The organism is Desertivirga arenae (assembly GCF_017355785.1).
GTDB classification, from domain to species: domain Bacteria; phylum Bacteroidota; class Bacteroidia; order Sphingobacteriales; family Sphingobacteriaceae; genus Desertivirga; species Desertivirga arenae.
The window spans coordinates 91,509-106,748 of record NZ_JAFEWE010000009.1 but is presented as its reverse complement, the minus strand read 5'-3'; the positions used below and the strand labels follow the sequence as shown (position 1 = coordinate 106,748).

The 15,240-nt window shown below is 40.4% G+C and carries 11 protein-coding genes; 6 read left to right on the top strand and 5 right to left on the bottom strand.

The genetic code is table 11. The features are described 5' to 3' along the window. Nucleotides 1-9 precede the first annotated feature (9 nt). Nucleotides 10-996 carry a bifunctional riboflavin kinase/FAD synthetase gene (locus J4N24_RS17465; protein ID WP_207535005.1) on the top strand — a complete coding sequence of 329 codons (987 nt, stop codon included), beginning with the start codon at nt 10-12 and terminating at the stop codon, nt 994-996. 70 nt (nt 997-1,066) lie between these two features. Continuing rightward, complete coding sequence (locus tag J4N24_RS17460) at nt 1,067-2,140, top strand: DUF2157 domain-containing protein (RefSeq protein WP_207535004.1); 1,074 nt, start codon at nt 1,067-1,069, stop codon at nt 2,138-2,140. Between the two features lie 90 nt (nt 2,141-2,230). On the opposite strand, the gene J4N24_RS17455 is transcribed toward J4N24_RS17460, so the two are convergent. The 4 genes from J4N24_RS17455 to uvrA all read right to left on the bottom strand — a co-directional run bounded on the left by J4N24_RS17455 (nt 2,231) and on the right by uvrA (nt 7,809). After that, a complete protein-coding gene (locus J4N24_RS17455) occupies nt 2,231-2,665 on the bottom strand; it encodes an OsmC family protein (RefSeq protein WP_207535003.1) in 435 nt (144 codons plus the stop codon). A gap of 61 nt (nt 2,666-2,726) precedes the next feature. Beyond that, entirely contained in the window at nt 2,727-3,896 is a 1,170-nt protein-coding gene (locus tag J4N24_RS17450; protein ID WP_207535002.1) for a trans-sulfuration enzyme family protein, read from the bottom strand. A 70-nt stretch (nt 3,897-3,966) separates the two neighbouring features. Continuing rightward, nucleotides 3,967-4,938: a sulfite exporter TauE/SafE family protein gene (locus tag J4N24_RS17445; RefSeq protein ID WP_207535001.1), complete on the bottom strand. Its 972-nt coding sequence runs from the start codon at nt 4,936-4,938 to the stop codon at nt 3,967-3,969. Between the two features lie 69 nt (nt 4,939-5,007). After that, nucleotides 5,008-7,809 carry an excinuclease ABC subunit UvrA gene (uvrA, locus tag J4N24_RS17440; protein WP_207535000.1) on the bottom strand — a complete coding sequence of 934 codons (2,802 nt, stop codon included), beginning with the start codon at nt 7,807-7,809 and terminating at the stop codon, nt 5,008-5,010. 341 nt (nt 7,810-8,150) lie between these two features. Here uvrA and J4N24_RS17435 point away from each other — a divergent pair, with 341 nt between their 5' ends. The 4 genes from J4N24_RS17435 (at nt 8,151) to recA (ending at nt 10,888) form a co-directional block, all read left to right on the top strand. Beyond that, complete coding sequence (locus J4N24_RS17435; RefSeq protein WP_207534999.1) at nt 8,151-8,738, top strand: RNA polymerase sigma factor; 588 nt, start codon at nt 8,151-8,153, stop codon at nt 8,736-8,738. 84 nt (nt 8,739-8,822) lie between these two features. Further along, complete coding sequence (locus tag J4N24_RS17430) at nt 8,823-9,008, top strand: hypothetical protein (RefSeq protein WP_207534998.1); 186 nt, start codon at nt 8,823-8,825, stop codon at nt 9,006-9,008. A gap of 25 nt (nt 9,009-9,033) precedes the next feature. Beyond that, nucleotides 9,034-9,789, top strand: coding sequence for an endonuclease III (gene nth / locus J4N24_RS17425; protein WP_207534997.1), 756 nt, complete (start codon nt 9,034-9,036; stop codon nt 9,787-9,789). 91 nt (nt 9,790-9,880) lie between these two features. Beyond that, on the top strand, nt 9,881-10,888 hold the full coding sequence (recA, locus tag J4N24_RS17420; protein ID WP_207534996.1) for a recombinase RecA: 1,008 nt from the start codon (nt 9,881-9,883) through the stop codon (nt 10,886-10,888). A 103-nt stretch (nt 10,889-10,991) separates the two neighbouring features. Here recA and J4N24_RS17415 read toward each other — a convergent pair whose 3' ends face one another. Then, entirely contained in the window at nt 10,992-15,233 is a 4,242-nt protein-coding gene (locus J4N24_RS17415; protein ID WP_207534995.1) for a hybrid sensor histidine kinase/response regulator, read from the bottom strand. Nucleotides 15,234-15,240: the final 7 nt, after the last annotated feature.

The window sequence follows — 15,240 nt, the reverse complement described above, 5'->3', positions numbered from 1 at the left end:
ACAACGCAGATGAAAGTTTACAGACACATTAACGAATTTCAAAAACTTAGTAATGCGATTGTAACAATAGGCACTTTCGACGGTGTACACTTTGGACATCGTAAGATAATTAATCGCCTTACCGAGGTTGCTTCCCAGTCAGGCGGCGAAAGTGTTATCCTTACCTTTTTTCCGCATCCCAGGATGATCCTGCAACCAGAGAACTCTTCGCTTAAGTTGATAACTACAATCGACGAAAAAGCAGAACTTATAGAGAAGCTGGGTGTTGATCACCTTATTATAACCCCCTTCACAAGGGATTTTTCTAATCTTTCTGCAGAAACGTATATTCAACAAATCCTTGTAGAAAAGATCGGCACCAAAAAGATCATTATAGGCTTTGATCATCGCTTTGGCAAAGATCGTAAAGGGAACCTGGCGGAATTACAAAAGCATGCTCCTCAATATAAGTATGAGGTAGAAGAAATTCCGGAACAGGATATTCACGAGGTGAAGGTGAGTTCTACACAGATCAGAGAGTCTTTGCTCTGTGGTGATGTTGAAACTGCTGAAGACTTTCTTGGATATCCATTTTTTCTGACAGGTAAGGTGATCAAAGGAGATCGTCTTGGAAGACAGATGGGATTTCCTACCGCTAATCTCCTCATTGAAGAAAGCTACAAACTAGTTCCCTCAGATGGAATTTACGCAGTTGAAGTGGAGATATTGGAAAAACAGGGTGCATATCCCCTCGACCAGCCTTTGATAACTCCTAAGCCATCTGAAAATGCAAGTATTTTAAAAGGTATGGCTTACATAGGTAACAGGCCTACTATTAACGGGATGACCCGCAATATCGAAGTCAACATATTTGATTTCGACAAGGAGATCTACCGGCAATATATCAGGGTTCATTTCAAGAATTTCGTTCGTCATGATATGCGATTTAACAATATGGACGAGCTTCAGAAACAAATCGAAAAGGATAAGCAGGCCGTGCTAAAGTTGCTTTACTGAGACAAGCGGCATGGATCAGAACTAAGCGAGTCCTAATTTGTTATCTTGGAAGGAACCAAAGAACAACAGGGTGGCAAAACTTAATCTGGATAAACAAGAAGCCGACTTCCTTAATCAAACCATCCATCATTGGAAAACAGAAGGATTGCTGGATGAAACAACCAGCAATAATCTTTTGCAATCCTATGAGGTCAAACAATTTGACTGGAGGAGATTAGCTCAATACAGCATCTGGATAGCTTTAGCATGCGGGCTGATCGCATTCGCTTCCCTGGTTATAGACGATGCTATATTAGACTTGATAGCAAAACTATCAGATACTCCTGACATTATCATCAGTATTATTTCTGCTGTTCTGGCCACCTATTTTTATTTCATTGGACAGAAACGTAAGAATTCTAACCCGGAACGAGTTTTCAGCAACGAAGCTATCTTGTTTATTGGGGTACTGTTTACTGCAAGTGCTATTGCTTTCCTTGGAAAAGTAATAGATAACGGTAAGGGACATTTCTCACTGCTTTTCCTTCTTTCGGTATTCATTTATGGGATACTAGCTCTGAGGTTCAGCTCACAACTCATTTGGGCTTTTGCGCTGTTCTCGCTTGGGAGTTGGTTTGGAACAGAAACAGGGTATCAAACGCATTGGGGGGACTATTTTTTAAGAATGAACTATCCGCTCCGTTTTGTTTTCTTCGGAGTTTTTCTATCGGCTCTGGCTATTTTGATGGCGCGCATCCCACGCTTTACTCTCTTTAAAAACATAACCTACGTTATAGGCTTGTTCTATCTTTTCGTATCCCTTTGGCTACTTTCCATTTTTGGAAACTTTGGAAATATGGAAGACTGGCTGAAAGTGAAGCAAAAGGAACTTCTTTATTGGGGACTATTATCTGCTCTCTTCTCTCTAGGCATAATGTTCTATGGTTTGAAAAAGAACGATTCTATTGCCCGCGAATTCGGTATCAGCTTCTTGCTGATCAACATCTATACGAGGTACTTCGAATATTTTTGGGATATTACCAACAAGGCTTTGTTCTTTTCCATCCTTGCACTATCATTTTGGTTAATTGGGAGCCGCGCAGAGCGAATATGGAATTTAAAAGGAGCTAAAAAATCAGAAACAGCAAAGCTGAACGATAGCTAATTAGCGGAATAAAACCTCTATTATGGACTTTCACAAAAAAGGCGAATAACCAGTATCCGCCTTTCTCAATATTATTTCTGTTAACTAAGACTATTTTGCAGCTTCCTGTACAGCTTTTACATTCACCGAATAAGTGATATCAACCCCGCCTGCAGCAAGCATATCGTGGACAGAGCAATACTTTTTCACCGCCAGTTCAGCTGCCTTTTCTGCTTTTGCCTCATCAATATTTCCGATAAGGTCAAAGTTCATATGGATCTTTGTGAATACAGCAGGTATCTTATCCGCTCTTTCACCATTTATAGAAACATTTACGTCCTGAATATCCTGACGTTGTTTTTTCAGTATAGATAATAGATCAAGAGAGCTACATGAGCCAAGAGCCATCAGTACCAGCTCCATTGGGCGCGCCCCCAAACCTTGCCCACCAATTTCAGGGGAACCATCTATACTTACTTTTACGTCAGTCATGCCGCTTGCTTCAAAGTGCACAGCGTCATTAACTCTTTTTAATTCTACTTTCATACGTCTTATTTACCCTTTCACAAAGTTAAAAGTAAAAGCTTTATACTTTATCTTCTGTAAATTATTTAGAATTTTCCAAAGCCTGTTGCACATCTTCCAGAATATCGTCGATGTCTTCAAGCCCTACAGATATACGGATAGAACTTGGCTGGATGCCTAATAATCCTCTCTCTTCTTCCGTTAACTTAGAATGAGTTGTAGATGCCGGATGGGTAGCAATAGAACGGGAATCTCCCAGGTTCGATGTGAATAAGATCATTTGCAAAGCGTCCAGGAACCGTTTAGCTCTCTCAAACCCGCCTTTAACGATAAATGTAACGATACCTCCTCCAAGCTTCATCTGCTTCTTCGCCAATGCATATTGGGGATGCGACGGTAAGTGCGGATAACGCACTAACTCAATTTCAGGATGCTCTTCTAACATTTCTGCCAATTTCAGTGCATTACCACAATGCCTGTCCATCCTTAAGGTAAGTGTTTCTAAACTTTTAGAAAGCAACCATGCATTAAAAGCCGACATTGCCGGACCAGTATGCCGAATGAAGAACATAAGTTCTTTAATTATGGAGGCTTTTCCTGCAATTACACCGCCTAGTACACGCCCCTGCCCATCCATATATTTCGTTGCCGAGTGTACTACCAGGTCGATTCCGTACTGTAGTGGCTTCTGAATATAAGGAGTTGCAAAGCAGTTATCGATATTAAAAATAATATGCGGATATTTCTTCTTCAGTTCTCCTAACCATTCAAGGTCAACTAACTCCAATCCTGGATTTGAAGGCGTTTCCAGGAATATCATTTTAGTTTCCGAACGGATTGCAGATTCCCATTCTTCTGGTTTCCCTGCATCTACATAGGTGTAGGTGATTCCCCAGCGAGGGAACAACTGATTCAATAACTGGTGAGTTGAACCGAATACAGAACGACAGGCTATAATATGATCACCACTTCTGAGTAAGCCTGCGAAAGAAGCAAAAATAGCTGCCATACCTGAAGAGAACGCTAATCCTGCCTCTGCACCTTCCAGATCACAAACTTTATTGATAAACTCGGTAGTATTAGGGTTGGAATAACGGGAATAAATATTTCCCTCCATTTCGTCAGCAAAGATAGCCCTGCCCTGCTCGGCATCGTCAAATATGAAACTTGAGGTAAGATACAAGGGAACAGAGTGCTCGCGGTTATGGGTGCGCTCTGCCTGATTACGTATTAATCTCGATTGTTCTTTCATTAAAATATAGTATTAGGGTTCATTAGAGAACCCGGTGGTAATATCAATTGGATCAAAATAACGATTCTCCCTAGATTACAGACAGCACAAACTTTAAAATAGACCTAAGGCTGACCAAAATAACAATAATCCCAACTGCTACCATGATAGATTTAGCCGAGATCTTATTAGCAACCTTCGCTGCTATCGGAGAAGCAACCGCGCTTCCTAAAATCAAACCACCAATTGCATCCCAATGCAAATGCTCTAACATGGTGATAAACGTAAGGGAACTCATAAAGGCAACGAAAAAGCGAGAGGCCTTAACAGCTCCCAGAGAGAACCTTGCGTGCCTTCCTCCGGCTATAAGGGTTGAAAGCACAATAGACCCCCATCCTCCACCACCAACAGCATCAACAAACCCTCCAAATAATCCCAGAGCTCTTATATTTTTAATTTTCCCGTTGTTCTGGCTTGATTCTCCGCTTGCCGTTTTCTTCTTTTTCTGGATCATGGCATACGCTTTTCGTAATATTACAATACCAAGAATTAGCGTATAAACGGATACAACGGGCTTAGTATATTTACTGTAATGCTCTAACGATGATAAAATGTAAGCCCCACTTACAGAACCTACAATTCCTGGAATAACAAGCAGCCAAAAGAGCTTTTTATTTACATTACCCATGCGATAATGCATTATACCAGCTATTCCGTTACTTAAAATTTCGGAAAGGTGAACGGCTGTACTTGCAGATGCCGGAGGGATACCCATAGATATACTGAAAGCTGTAGAGGTAACTCCGTATGACATCCCTATTGCACCATCTATCATTGCGAAGATGAAACCGGCAATAAGGAAATAATAAAACGTAGGAGAAATATCCGTAAACGTTGATCTAAAGGCTGGTACATAGTTCCATAGCAGTCCTATAGCCAGGCAAATAACCAATAACCCAATAAAGTTAAAAACGATCCTAAGCTTTGATTGCTCCTTCTTATTTACTGTAACATCCTCGTCTGTGTAAACTTCCGGCTCCTCAACCGGATTTTCATTATTCATAATGAATGCTATCTTATGTTAAGAGGGCAAAAATACAAAGCATATAGCATCTATAGATTTATTTTTAAACTATTTCAGATGATCTTTTAAAAAAGTACCAGTGTATGACTCTTTATGCTTCACTAACTCTTCAGGAATGCCTTCGAATACAAGATCACCTCCTCTATCTCCCCCTTCAGGACCAATATCAATTACCCAGTCTGCACACTTCACTACGTCCATGTTATGTTCTATCACAAGGATAGAGTTTCCCTGGTCAAGAAGCGCATTGAGTGATTTCAATAACTTTTTAATATCATGAAAATGAAGTCCGGTAGTCGGTTCATCAAAAATAAACAAGGTTTTACTACTATTATTTCCTTTGATAAGAAAGGAAGCAAGCTTAATTCGCTGCGCTTCTCCTCCTGATAAGGTATTGGAAGACTGGCCAAGATGAACGTAGCCAAGACCAACGTCAGCCAGGGGTTGAAGTTTATTAACTATCTTTGTTTCATCCTTAAAAAATTCAAGCGCTTCCTCAATCGTCAGATCGAGTACTTCTGATACGCTTTTTTCTTTGTATGTAACATCAAGTACATGTTGTTTGAATCGCTTTCCGTTACATGATTCACAAGGAAGGAAGATATCGGCCATAAACTGCATTTCTATTTTTACCTCTCCTTCTCCCTGACAGACATCACATCGGCCTCCCTCAACATTAAATGAAAATGCTGCGGGTTTCAATCCTGCCGCTTTTGCCGAGGTTTGAGAGGCATAAAGGTTCCGGATATCGTCCCAGGCTTTCACATAAGTAACCGGATTAGAACGGGAAGACCTGCCAATCGGATTCTGATCCACCAATTCCACCTGCTGTATCTTATCTATATCACCAACAAGTTCATCATACGCTCCTGTTTGTTCGCCGGAATAATTTCCTATAGCTTTCTGTATAGCGGGTTGCAAGATCCGTTTTACAAGGGACGTCTTACCTGAGCCCGAAACACCAGTAACGCAGGTTAAAACGTTCAATGGGAATTTTACATCAATATTTTTAAGATTATTCTCGCGAGCTCCCTTTACCTCAATGAAGTCATTCCACTTTCTTCTGATTTTGGGAATTTCAATCTCTTCCTTTCCACTCAGATACTGACCGGTTAAACTCGCATCATCCTTTACAATCTCTTCATAAATTCCGGTAAAGATCAGGTCTCCGCCATGTGTTCCCGCTGCTGGCCCTATATCTATAAGATGGTCGGCAGCTTTCATTACTTCCTCCTCGTGCTCCACAACGAGGACAGTATTACCCACATCCCTCAGAGATTTTAACACACCTATAAGACGGTGTGTGTCGCGTGGATGCAAACCAATACTAGGCTCATCAAGGACATAAACAGACCCAACCAGCGAGCTACCGAGCGAAGTTGCAAGATTAATTCGTTGAGATTCTCCACCAGACAGCGTATTACTTAGGCGATTTAGTGTCAGATAACTCAAACCCACGTCGGTTAAAAACTTGATGCGGTTAGAAATTTCCAGCAAGAGCCGCTTGGATATCTTGGCTTCACTTTCTGTAAGTTCCAGCGCCTGAAAAAATGCAAGTGCAGCATCTAATGGCATCAGCACAATATCTGTGATAGACTTTCCAGCTACTTTAACGTAAGAAGCATCTTTTCGAAGTCGACTCCCCTTACAATCGGGACAGGTTGTTTTCCCTCGATAACGTGATAACATTACCCGGTATTGTATCTTATAGGTTTGCTCTTCCAAATGCCTGAAAAATGCATCAAGGCCCCTGAAATACTTGTTCCCTGTCCAAACCAAATTTCTCTGATCCTCGGTTAACTGATTATAAGAACGATGAACAGGAAAATCAAATTTCAGAGCACTTTTAATTAACTCGTGCAACCACTCCCGCATCTTCTCTCCGCGCCATGGAGCAATAGCTCCATCATACACCGATTTGCTTTTATCAGGAATAACCAGATCTTCATCTATTCCGATCACTTTCCCATATCCCTCACAGCGTCGACAGGCACCATAGGGATTATTGAAGCTGAAGAAATTAGGATTAGGCTCTTCAAACCGCATTCCATCAAGCTCGAATCGATCACAAAAGAAATGCTCCGTCTCATTCTCTTCCACATAGCAGTCGCCCTTACCTTCAAAAAAAGCAGTCTGAACAGAATCTGCCATGCGGCTCAAAGTTTCCTCCTCCTGGTTTACAGATATCCGGTCTATAACAATGCGAAGTGTCTCAGAATCTTCAAGCTTATCGTTCTTTATCGATTTGTCCTCCAGTAATGATTCTATCCTGGACAGCTGTCCCTTGTAATAAACGCGTTGGAAGCCCTTCTGCAGAAGCACAGCAAGTTCCTCTTTAACTGCACGATTATTATGAGGATGCAAAGGGCATGATACTGTAACGGTGGTGTCTTCAGGTAAGGCAGTGATAAAGTTAACCACATCGGTAACATTATCCCGTTTCACCTCTTTTCCAGATACAGGGGAATAGGTCTTACCGATCCTTGAAAATAACAATTTAAGGTAATCGTAAATCTCCGTTGAAGTACCTACGGTCGACCTGGGATTACTTGTAATTACCTTTTGCTCAATAGCAATAGCCGGAGCTATCCCCTTTATATAATCAACATCCGGCTTATTCATCCTTCCCATAAACTGACGGGCATAGGAAGAAAGACTTTCAACGTAACGTCGCTGTCCTTCAGCATACAAGGTATCAAAAGCCAAAGACGATTTGCCCGATCCGGACATTCCTGTAATGACTACCAGTTTGTTCTTCGGGATTGCAACGTCTATATTCTTTAGATTATGAACGCGTGCTCCCTTAATTATTATATGCTTCTGGGGATCTTTTTCTGCTTCTGTACTCATTGAAAACCGGAGTGCTTTATATATCGTAAGTAAAGTAAACGATATAACAGCAAAAGTAGCATGACGTTTTCATAATTACTCGCTGCACTATCGCTGATTGTCCATTTTTTTGATTTTTGACTTTAGATATGGATTTGGACGAAGCGCAAAAGTACTATCAATCAAGCTTACATTTTTAGATAAATGTTTGCACATTAATTTTTTTGTAGCTAAATTTGAATTGCAACACACACACATTCCATTCATAAATTATTTTTTAAAGGAGATTAAACTATAGGCTAAAACTCTACTCAAATTATTGTACACGAATTAGTTAAGAGGGAATTAAACGAGAGAGTCCTATGATGTTTCAAAATAAAAATGATCAAGAACTGGTAGAGCTTTACATTGCGGGTAAAGAGGCCGCTCTGTCAGAACTCATCAGGCGCCATAAAACCAAAATTTATACTTCTATTTATATGCTCGTTAAGGACGAGTTCCTTGCTGAAGATATTTTTCAGGATACCTTCATCAAGGTAATTAATACTTTAAAATCGGGCCGGTATAATGAGGAAGGTAAATTTCTGCCTTGGGTTTTACGTATTGCGCACAACCTGGTAATCGATTTCTTTAGAAAGGAGAAACGTACTCCGGTAATCACTAACGGCGACGGTTTCGACATCTTTGATGTACTTGGATTTTACGATGAAAGTATTGAAGACAAAATAGTGCGCGAACAGACACACAAAGATCTGAAAGCATTGATCCAACTGCTACCTTCAGAACAAAAGGAAGTGCTTATTATGCGTCATTATGGCGAGATGAGCTTTAAGGAAATTGCAGATGTAACTAATGTTAGTATCAATACTGCCCTTGGCCGTATGCGTTATGCCTTAAACAACTTACGCAAGATGTTGCAGACTAAGGAATTAAGCCTTCGACTTACTTGATTTCAAAAATAATTTGGAATAAGTAAAATATTAGGTTTTGCAACGCCGTTTATTTGATATATTTATTAAAAAACGGCGTTGCTTATGATTCAAATTTCTACACAAGACCATTACCATTTACTCCTTGAGAATTTAGAGGAGCCTATCTGTTCTCTTTCCCCTGAGGACGAAAAGTTTTATAACTCCATTAAAAAAGAGTTGAATAAAGAAACCCGGGATCCACATCCTTCTACGATCGAAAGGATTATGGCCTACTCAAAAAATATGTAGCTTAATATCTGCTCTTTAATCATTCATGCTTAGAAAAGAACGTTTTAAAGCATTCGTGGACTATTTCTCCAGAAACAATCCCGAAGCTAAAACCGAACTTAATTATACGAACCCCTACGAATTATTAGTTGCGGTTAGTTTGTCTGCGCAGTGTACAGACAAACGTATTAATCAAATTACCCCAAAGTTATTTGAACGGTTTCCCGATGCCTTTGCTCTTTCTAAAGCTAGTGTAGAGGAAATCTTTGAATATATTAGGTCTGTAAGTTATCCAAACAATAAGGCAAAGCATTTGGCAGGAATGTCGAAGATCCTGGTGGAACAATTCAACGGAGAGGTCCCCTCATCTATGGAAGATCTGCAAAAACTGCCGGGTGTTGGAAGAAAAACAGCAAATGTGATCACTTCTATTGTTTTTGAAGCTCCTGCACTTGCTGTTGACACTCATGTATTTAGAGTAGCAAACCGCCTAGGCCTAACCAGAAATGCCACTACCCCTCTCGCTGTTGAAAAGCAACTGGTACAATACCTGCCAGAAGAAACCATCAGGCATGCACACCACTGGCTTATTTTACATGGTAGATATATCTGTGTTGCAAGGAGCCCGAAATGTGATATTTGTCCAATAACTCATTTCTGTAAGTACTACGAACAACAGCAAACTGCTACTGCGCTGAAGAAAGCAGAGGTAATACTAAGAAAAAAAGAGCGGGAAGTACAACAACGAAAAAAAGCAAATAAACTTTCCCTCACACTTAAAAAATACGAAGTAAAAGAATAATTTTATTCTCGCTAAGGGATTTAATTATTTTGATAAAATTTTTAGCAATTAAACTTATTTCATTACTTTCGTAACTACATTAACTAAAATAATGAGCAACGCAGATAAACTAAAAGCGTTACAGCTGACGCTGGATAAATTAGAAAAATCATACGGTAAGGGCACGATTATGAAGCTGGGAGATACTGCCGTAGAACCTATTGATGCGATTTCAACAGGATCGATCAGTCTTGACATTGCATTAGGAATCGGTGGCTTGCCGAAGGGTCGTATAATAGAAATCTATGGTCCTGAATCTTCCGGTAAAACTACTTTAGCTATACACGCTATCGCTGAAGCACAAAAGAAAGGCGGCATAGCTGCTTTTATTGATGCGGAACATGCGTTTGACAGATTCTACGCGAGAAAACTTGGCGTAGATATTGAAAACTTACTTATTTCTCAACCAGACAATGGAGAACAGGCATTAGAAATTGCTGATAACTTAATTCGTTCAGGTGCAATTGATATTATCGTTATTGACTCTGTTGCAGCGTTAGTACCAAAAGGTGAAATTGAAGGAGAAATGGGAGATTCTAAAATGGGTCTTCAGGCGCGCTTAATGTCTCAAGCATTACGTAAGCTAACCGGTACAATTTCAAAAACAGGATGTTGCTGTATCTTCATCAACCAATTACGTGATAAGATAGGTGTTATGTTTGGTAATCCTGAAACAACGACAGGTGGTAACGCGCTGAAATTTTACTCTTCAGTACGTTTGGATGTTCGTCGTATCTCTCAGATCAAAGACTCCGACGAGGTTTCCGGAAACCGTGTGAAAGTTAAGATTGTCAAAAATAAGGTCGCCCCTCCTTTCCGCCTGGCTGAATTTGATATAATGTTTGGCGAAGGGATTTCAAAAGCAGGTGAAATTATTGACCTAGGTGTTGAGTATGAGATCATACGCAAATCAGGATCATGGTTTAGCTATAATGATACTAAACTTGGACAAGGACGTGATGCAGTGAAACAGTTGATCCTCGATAATCCCGATTTAATGGACGAACTTGAAGCTAAGATCAGAGAAGCAGTTACTGGCGCTAATCTGGAAGAAGCATAAGGAATAAATCCTACAGGTCTTATTTTAAGGATACTGTTTAAATAAGATCTAAAAAGAAAAGCTCCGTTTTAAACGCGGAGCTTTTTTTTCGTCAATGTTCTCTTTATTTTTTATCCAATGCCTTTGAAGATAGCTTTTGCAGCATAGACAGAAGTTCCTCCATCTTTATAGGTTTTGATATATAATCATCCATACCTGAAGCCAAACACTCTTCTTTGTCCTCTGCCATTGCATTGGCCGTCATCGCTACAATCATTGGCTGATCCTTAAAGCTTGCTCTTATTGCCCTGGTTGCCTGCAGTCCATCCATCTCCGGCATATGAACATCCATGAAAATAACATCAGGTTTCATTTCCCGCGCCTTTTCTATTACCTGCACTCCATTCTCAACCAGCTGGGGTTCGTAGCCTAGCTTATTAAGTACCCTCGTTATCAGCTTTTGATTAATAAGATTATCCTCTGCTATAAGGATATTTAAGGGATGTTTACCAGCAAAATCTGAATTAAGTAAAGTAGCCTGGGGCTGAGATAAGGATTCCCGCACAACAGAGGTAAGTGTTTCCTTAACAACCTTCCCTAACTGCTGCTGCTTTATGGGCTTGGTAAGTATCGCATTAAACAGATCAGGGTACTTCTTTTTTGTCTCGTCTCCAATCGAACTAAGTAAAATAATAGGAACCTTTGGAAACTTTGACCTTATCTGCTGACACAACTCTACCCCATCCATTTCTGGCATCTGCATATCGCTGATGACCAAATCGAATATCGTGTCTCCTGACAAGAGCCGAAGGGCTTCTGTACCAGAAGCGACGGTTTCAGGAACAAGCCTCCACTGTTCCAGTTGAAGCTTCAGGATACGGAGGTTTGTATGATTATCGTCTATAACCAATACCTTTTTTCCTGCACATTCTTCCAAAGATATCTCCGGACCTGCAGCAATTGGAACGGAACTTCCTTCAACATTTATAAAAAACTCAAAAGTTGTTCCTTCGCCTTCATGGCTTCTCACACTGATTTCGCCGCCCATCAGTTCGATCAACCGCTGACTTATTACCAGACCCAGGCCCGTACCACCGTACTTTCTTGTTGTTGACGAGTCGACCTGAGAAAAGGCTCTAAAAAGTCTGTTAACCTTATCTTTTGGAATTCCTATACCGGTGTCCCTAACCTGAAACAGCAGCTCGTAAGAATTACCGATAACCTGTTTCTTCAGGCTAACGCTTAGGTACACTTCACCTTTCTGCGTAAACTTGATGGCATTACCGATCAAATTAATAAGCACCTGCCTTAATCGCATGCTATCTCCTACTATCTGAGCCGGCACAGCTGGATCGATAAAGCTTACGAGGTCAATACCGATCGTAGCAGCCTTGGCAGAAAAGACATCCATTACATCTTCTACACACTGGCGAAGCGAAAAATCGTGAGGATCTATTTCCAGGCTTCCTGACTCAATTTTTGAAAAGTCCAGGATGTCGTTGATCACACTTAGTAAAGCGTCGCCGCTATTTCTTATGGTATCTGTGTACTCGCGCTGTTCCTCGTTTAAGTCAGTCTCAGACAATAGGGCCGCCATTCCAAGAACTCCATTCATTGGTGTCCTGATTTCATGGCTCATCGTGGCAAGGAAAGTACTTTTAGCCAAATTCGCTTTCTCAGCCTCCTCACGGGCTTTTTGCTCATTTTCTCTTTGCAGATGCAGTTCTTCATTCAAAACGTGCAAATGCTCAGATTGATTCTGCAGCTCTTCGGTTTGAACGGTAAGTTCTTCTGCCTGCACCTGCAGTTCCTCGTTCATATTCTGAAGTTCACTCGCCTGCTGCCGCACTTCTGCAGTACGTTCCTCTACCTGCTTTTCTAGTTCAGCTTTTTGTGCCTTTATCTTATTTATCCTGTAGAGATAAATAGAATATATGCCCCCGGCTATCACAACAAATACCAGAGCTTTGAACCACCATGTCATCCAGAAAGGGGGAGTAATTACAATGCTTAGTCGGGTAGGATGTTTACTCCAAACTCCATCAGTATTAGTAGACTTTACTAGAAAGGTGTACTCTCCCGGATCCAAATTCGTGTATGAAGCTTTATTTTCTGTTCCAACAAAGTTCCAGTCCTTTTCAAAGCCCTCCAGCTTGTAAGCGTACTGTATGTTCTTTATACCACTGAAATCCAGAGAGACAAATTCGAAAGAGAAAACAGACTGCCAGTACTTAAGCACAATCCTATTTGTTTCGATCATGCTTTTTGTCAAAGGCGATCCCTTTTCACCTAAAGGGACAGGTTTATTAAATAACTGAAAATTTGTAATATAAACAGGAGGAACAGACGTATTAACATTTATGCGCGCAGGATTAAATAAATTGAAGCCGTTTAAGCCTCCAAAGACCAGTTCCCCTTTGTAAAGAGCGAAAGAAGACCGTGGAAGAAAATCATTGTGCTGCAACCCGTCTTTAACGCTGAAAATTTTGAACGACCGGGTATCGGGTTTGAAGCGGGTGATTCCTTTGTTTGTTCCTAACCACAAACTTCCCTGATAATCTTCTTCAATACTATTGATCGTATTATTAGATAAACCTTCGGGCTCTTGGAATACTTCGAACTCGCCCGAAGGCTTCATTAAATTAAGACCATTATTTGTCCCTATCCACAATCTACCCTTTACGTCCTCGTGCAGATGAATAATATTATTACTGCTAATAGTCGAACGTCGGCTGGCATTATGAGAATACTGTTGATAGATCCCTTTCTGTAAATTTATTTTATAAAGGCCGTTTATGTTTGTTCCGATGAAAAGCGTTTCGTTCTTATCGATATGCAAAGCCGACACACCTCTTTCAGGTATGGTTTTTCCAGGCCAGGATAAAGAATAAAAGCAATTGTCTCTAACATTGTATTTGAATACACCTGTGGTAAAGGTGGAAATGTATATATCCCCTCTGGTGCCCTCAACTATATACCATATATCTCGAAGCGGAATTTCCTGTTTGGTGACTGAATGATAGGCTTTCAAAGACTTGTAAGTCCCTTTTTCCCGATCATAAAGCTGCAAGCCTTCGTCAAAAGTTCCGATCCAAAAATTATTTCTGCTATCCTCCAGGAAAGATGTGACCGTTCCAACACGTTGCCCCCCTGGCTTGATCCTATGATGAGAGAACGTATTTGTTTTGCGATCAAACTGATCAAATCCTTCCCTTAGTCCAATCCATATCCTTTGCTGCGAATCTTCGTAAAAACAAAAAACTTCCTTACTTCCAAGGCTCTTAGCTTTTCCCGGCAGGTTCTTATAATGTGCAAATTTGGGTGGATGAAAGTCTTTTACTGAAAGTCCTACTATGCTACTAACCCAGATGTTACCCTCCAGATCGCAATAGATTCCATTCAATCCATTATCAATAAGCGACTTGCTGTCATATGGATCAGAGATGTAATTTTCAAAAGAATTTTCGTTCTCATTTAAAACACTAACCCCCCAGTTCGTCGCCACCCAGATCTTACCATCTCTGGATTCACAGATACCTGGTACATAATCTCCTAGTAAACTCGAGCTATCGTCTTTACTGTGTTTATAATGAATAAAGTTCTTTGACTTCCTTCTTAATACATTAAGTCCTCCGAATGCAGTGCCTATCCATACATTGCCACGGCTATCCGTAAACAGGGCTCTGATTCCATTAGCACTTAAACTCTTTTCATCCCCTGGAATATTTTTGTAATTAGTCGAAGTATTACGATCTGCATTTAAAACAGATATTCCATCCTCTGTCCCAATCCAAAGGTTATTACTTTTATCTTCAGTAATCGCTCTGATAAGATTGCTGACAACCCTGCCTTTAAAGTGAATAAAAGCTTTCTTCTTTCGGTCAAAAATATCGAGGCCTCTTTCGGTTCCAACCCACAAATCTCCCTTATGATCCTCAAATATGGCAGTAACGCGATCAGAACTTATACTGGAGGATACTTTAGGATCGTGACGATAGGAAGTAAAAGAATTAGTTTCATAACTATAAATATTTAATCCGCCTTCATGAGTACCTATATAAACCACCCCTGCTTTATCTACAAAGCTGGTAACAATACTGCTATTACTTAGACTACCCTTCTTTGTATTATCATGACGAAATACCTTAAACTTATATCCGTCGTATTGATTAAGCCCATCAGAAGTTCCTATCCAAACGAAGCCCTTTTTATCCTGAACAACTGATGTCACATTACTTTGTGACAATCCATCCAAGCTACTCAAACGTTGGAAATCCTGAGCCTTCACCGAATAGGCCAGTAGTATAGCCGGGATTAACAGGATATATAGATAGGCATGCATACTGAGTGAAGCTTTTCTACTCATAATAACA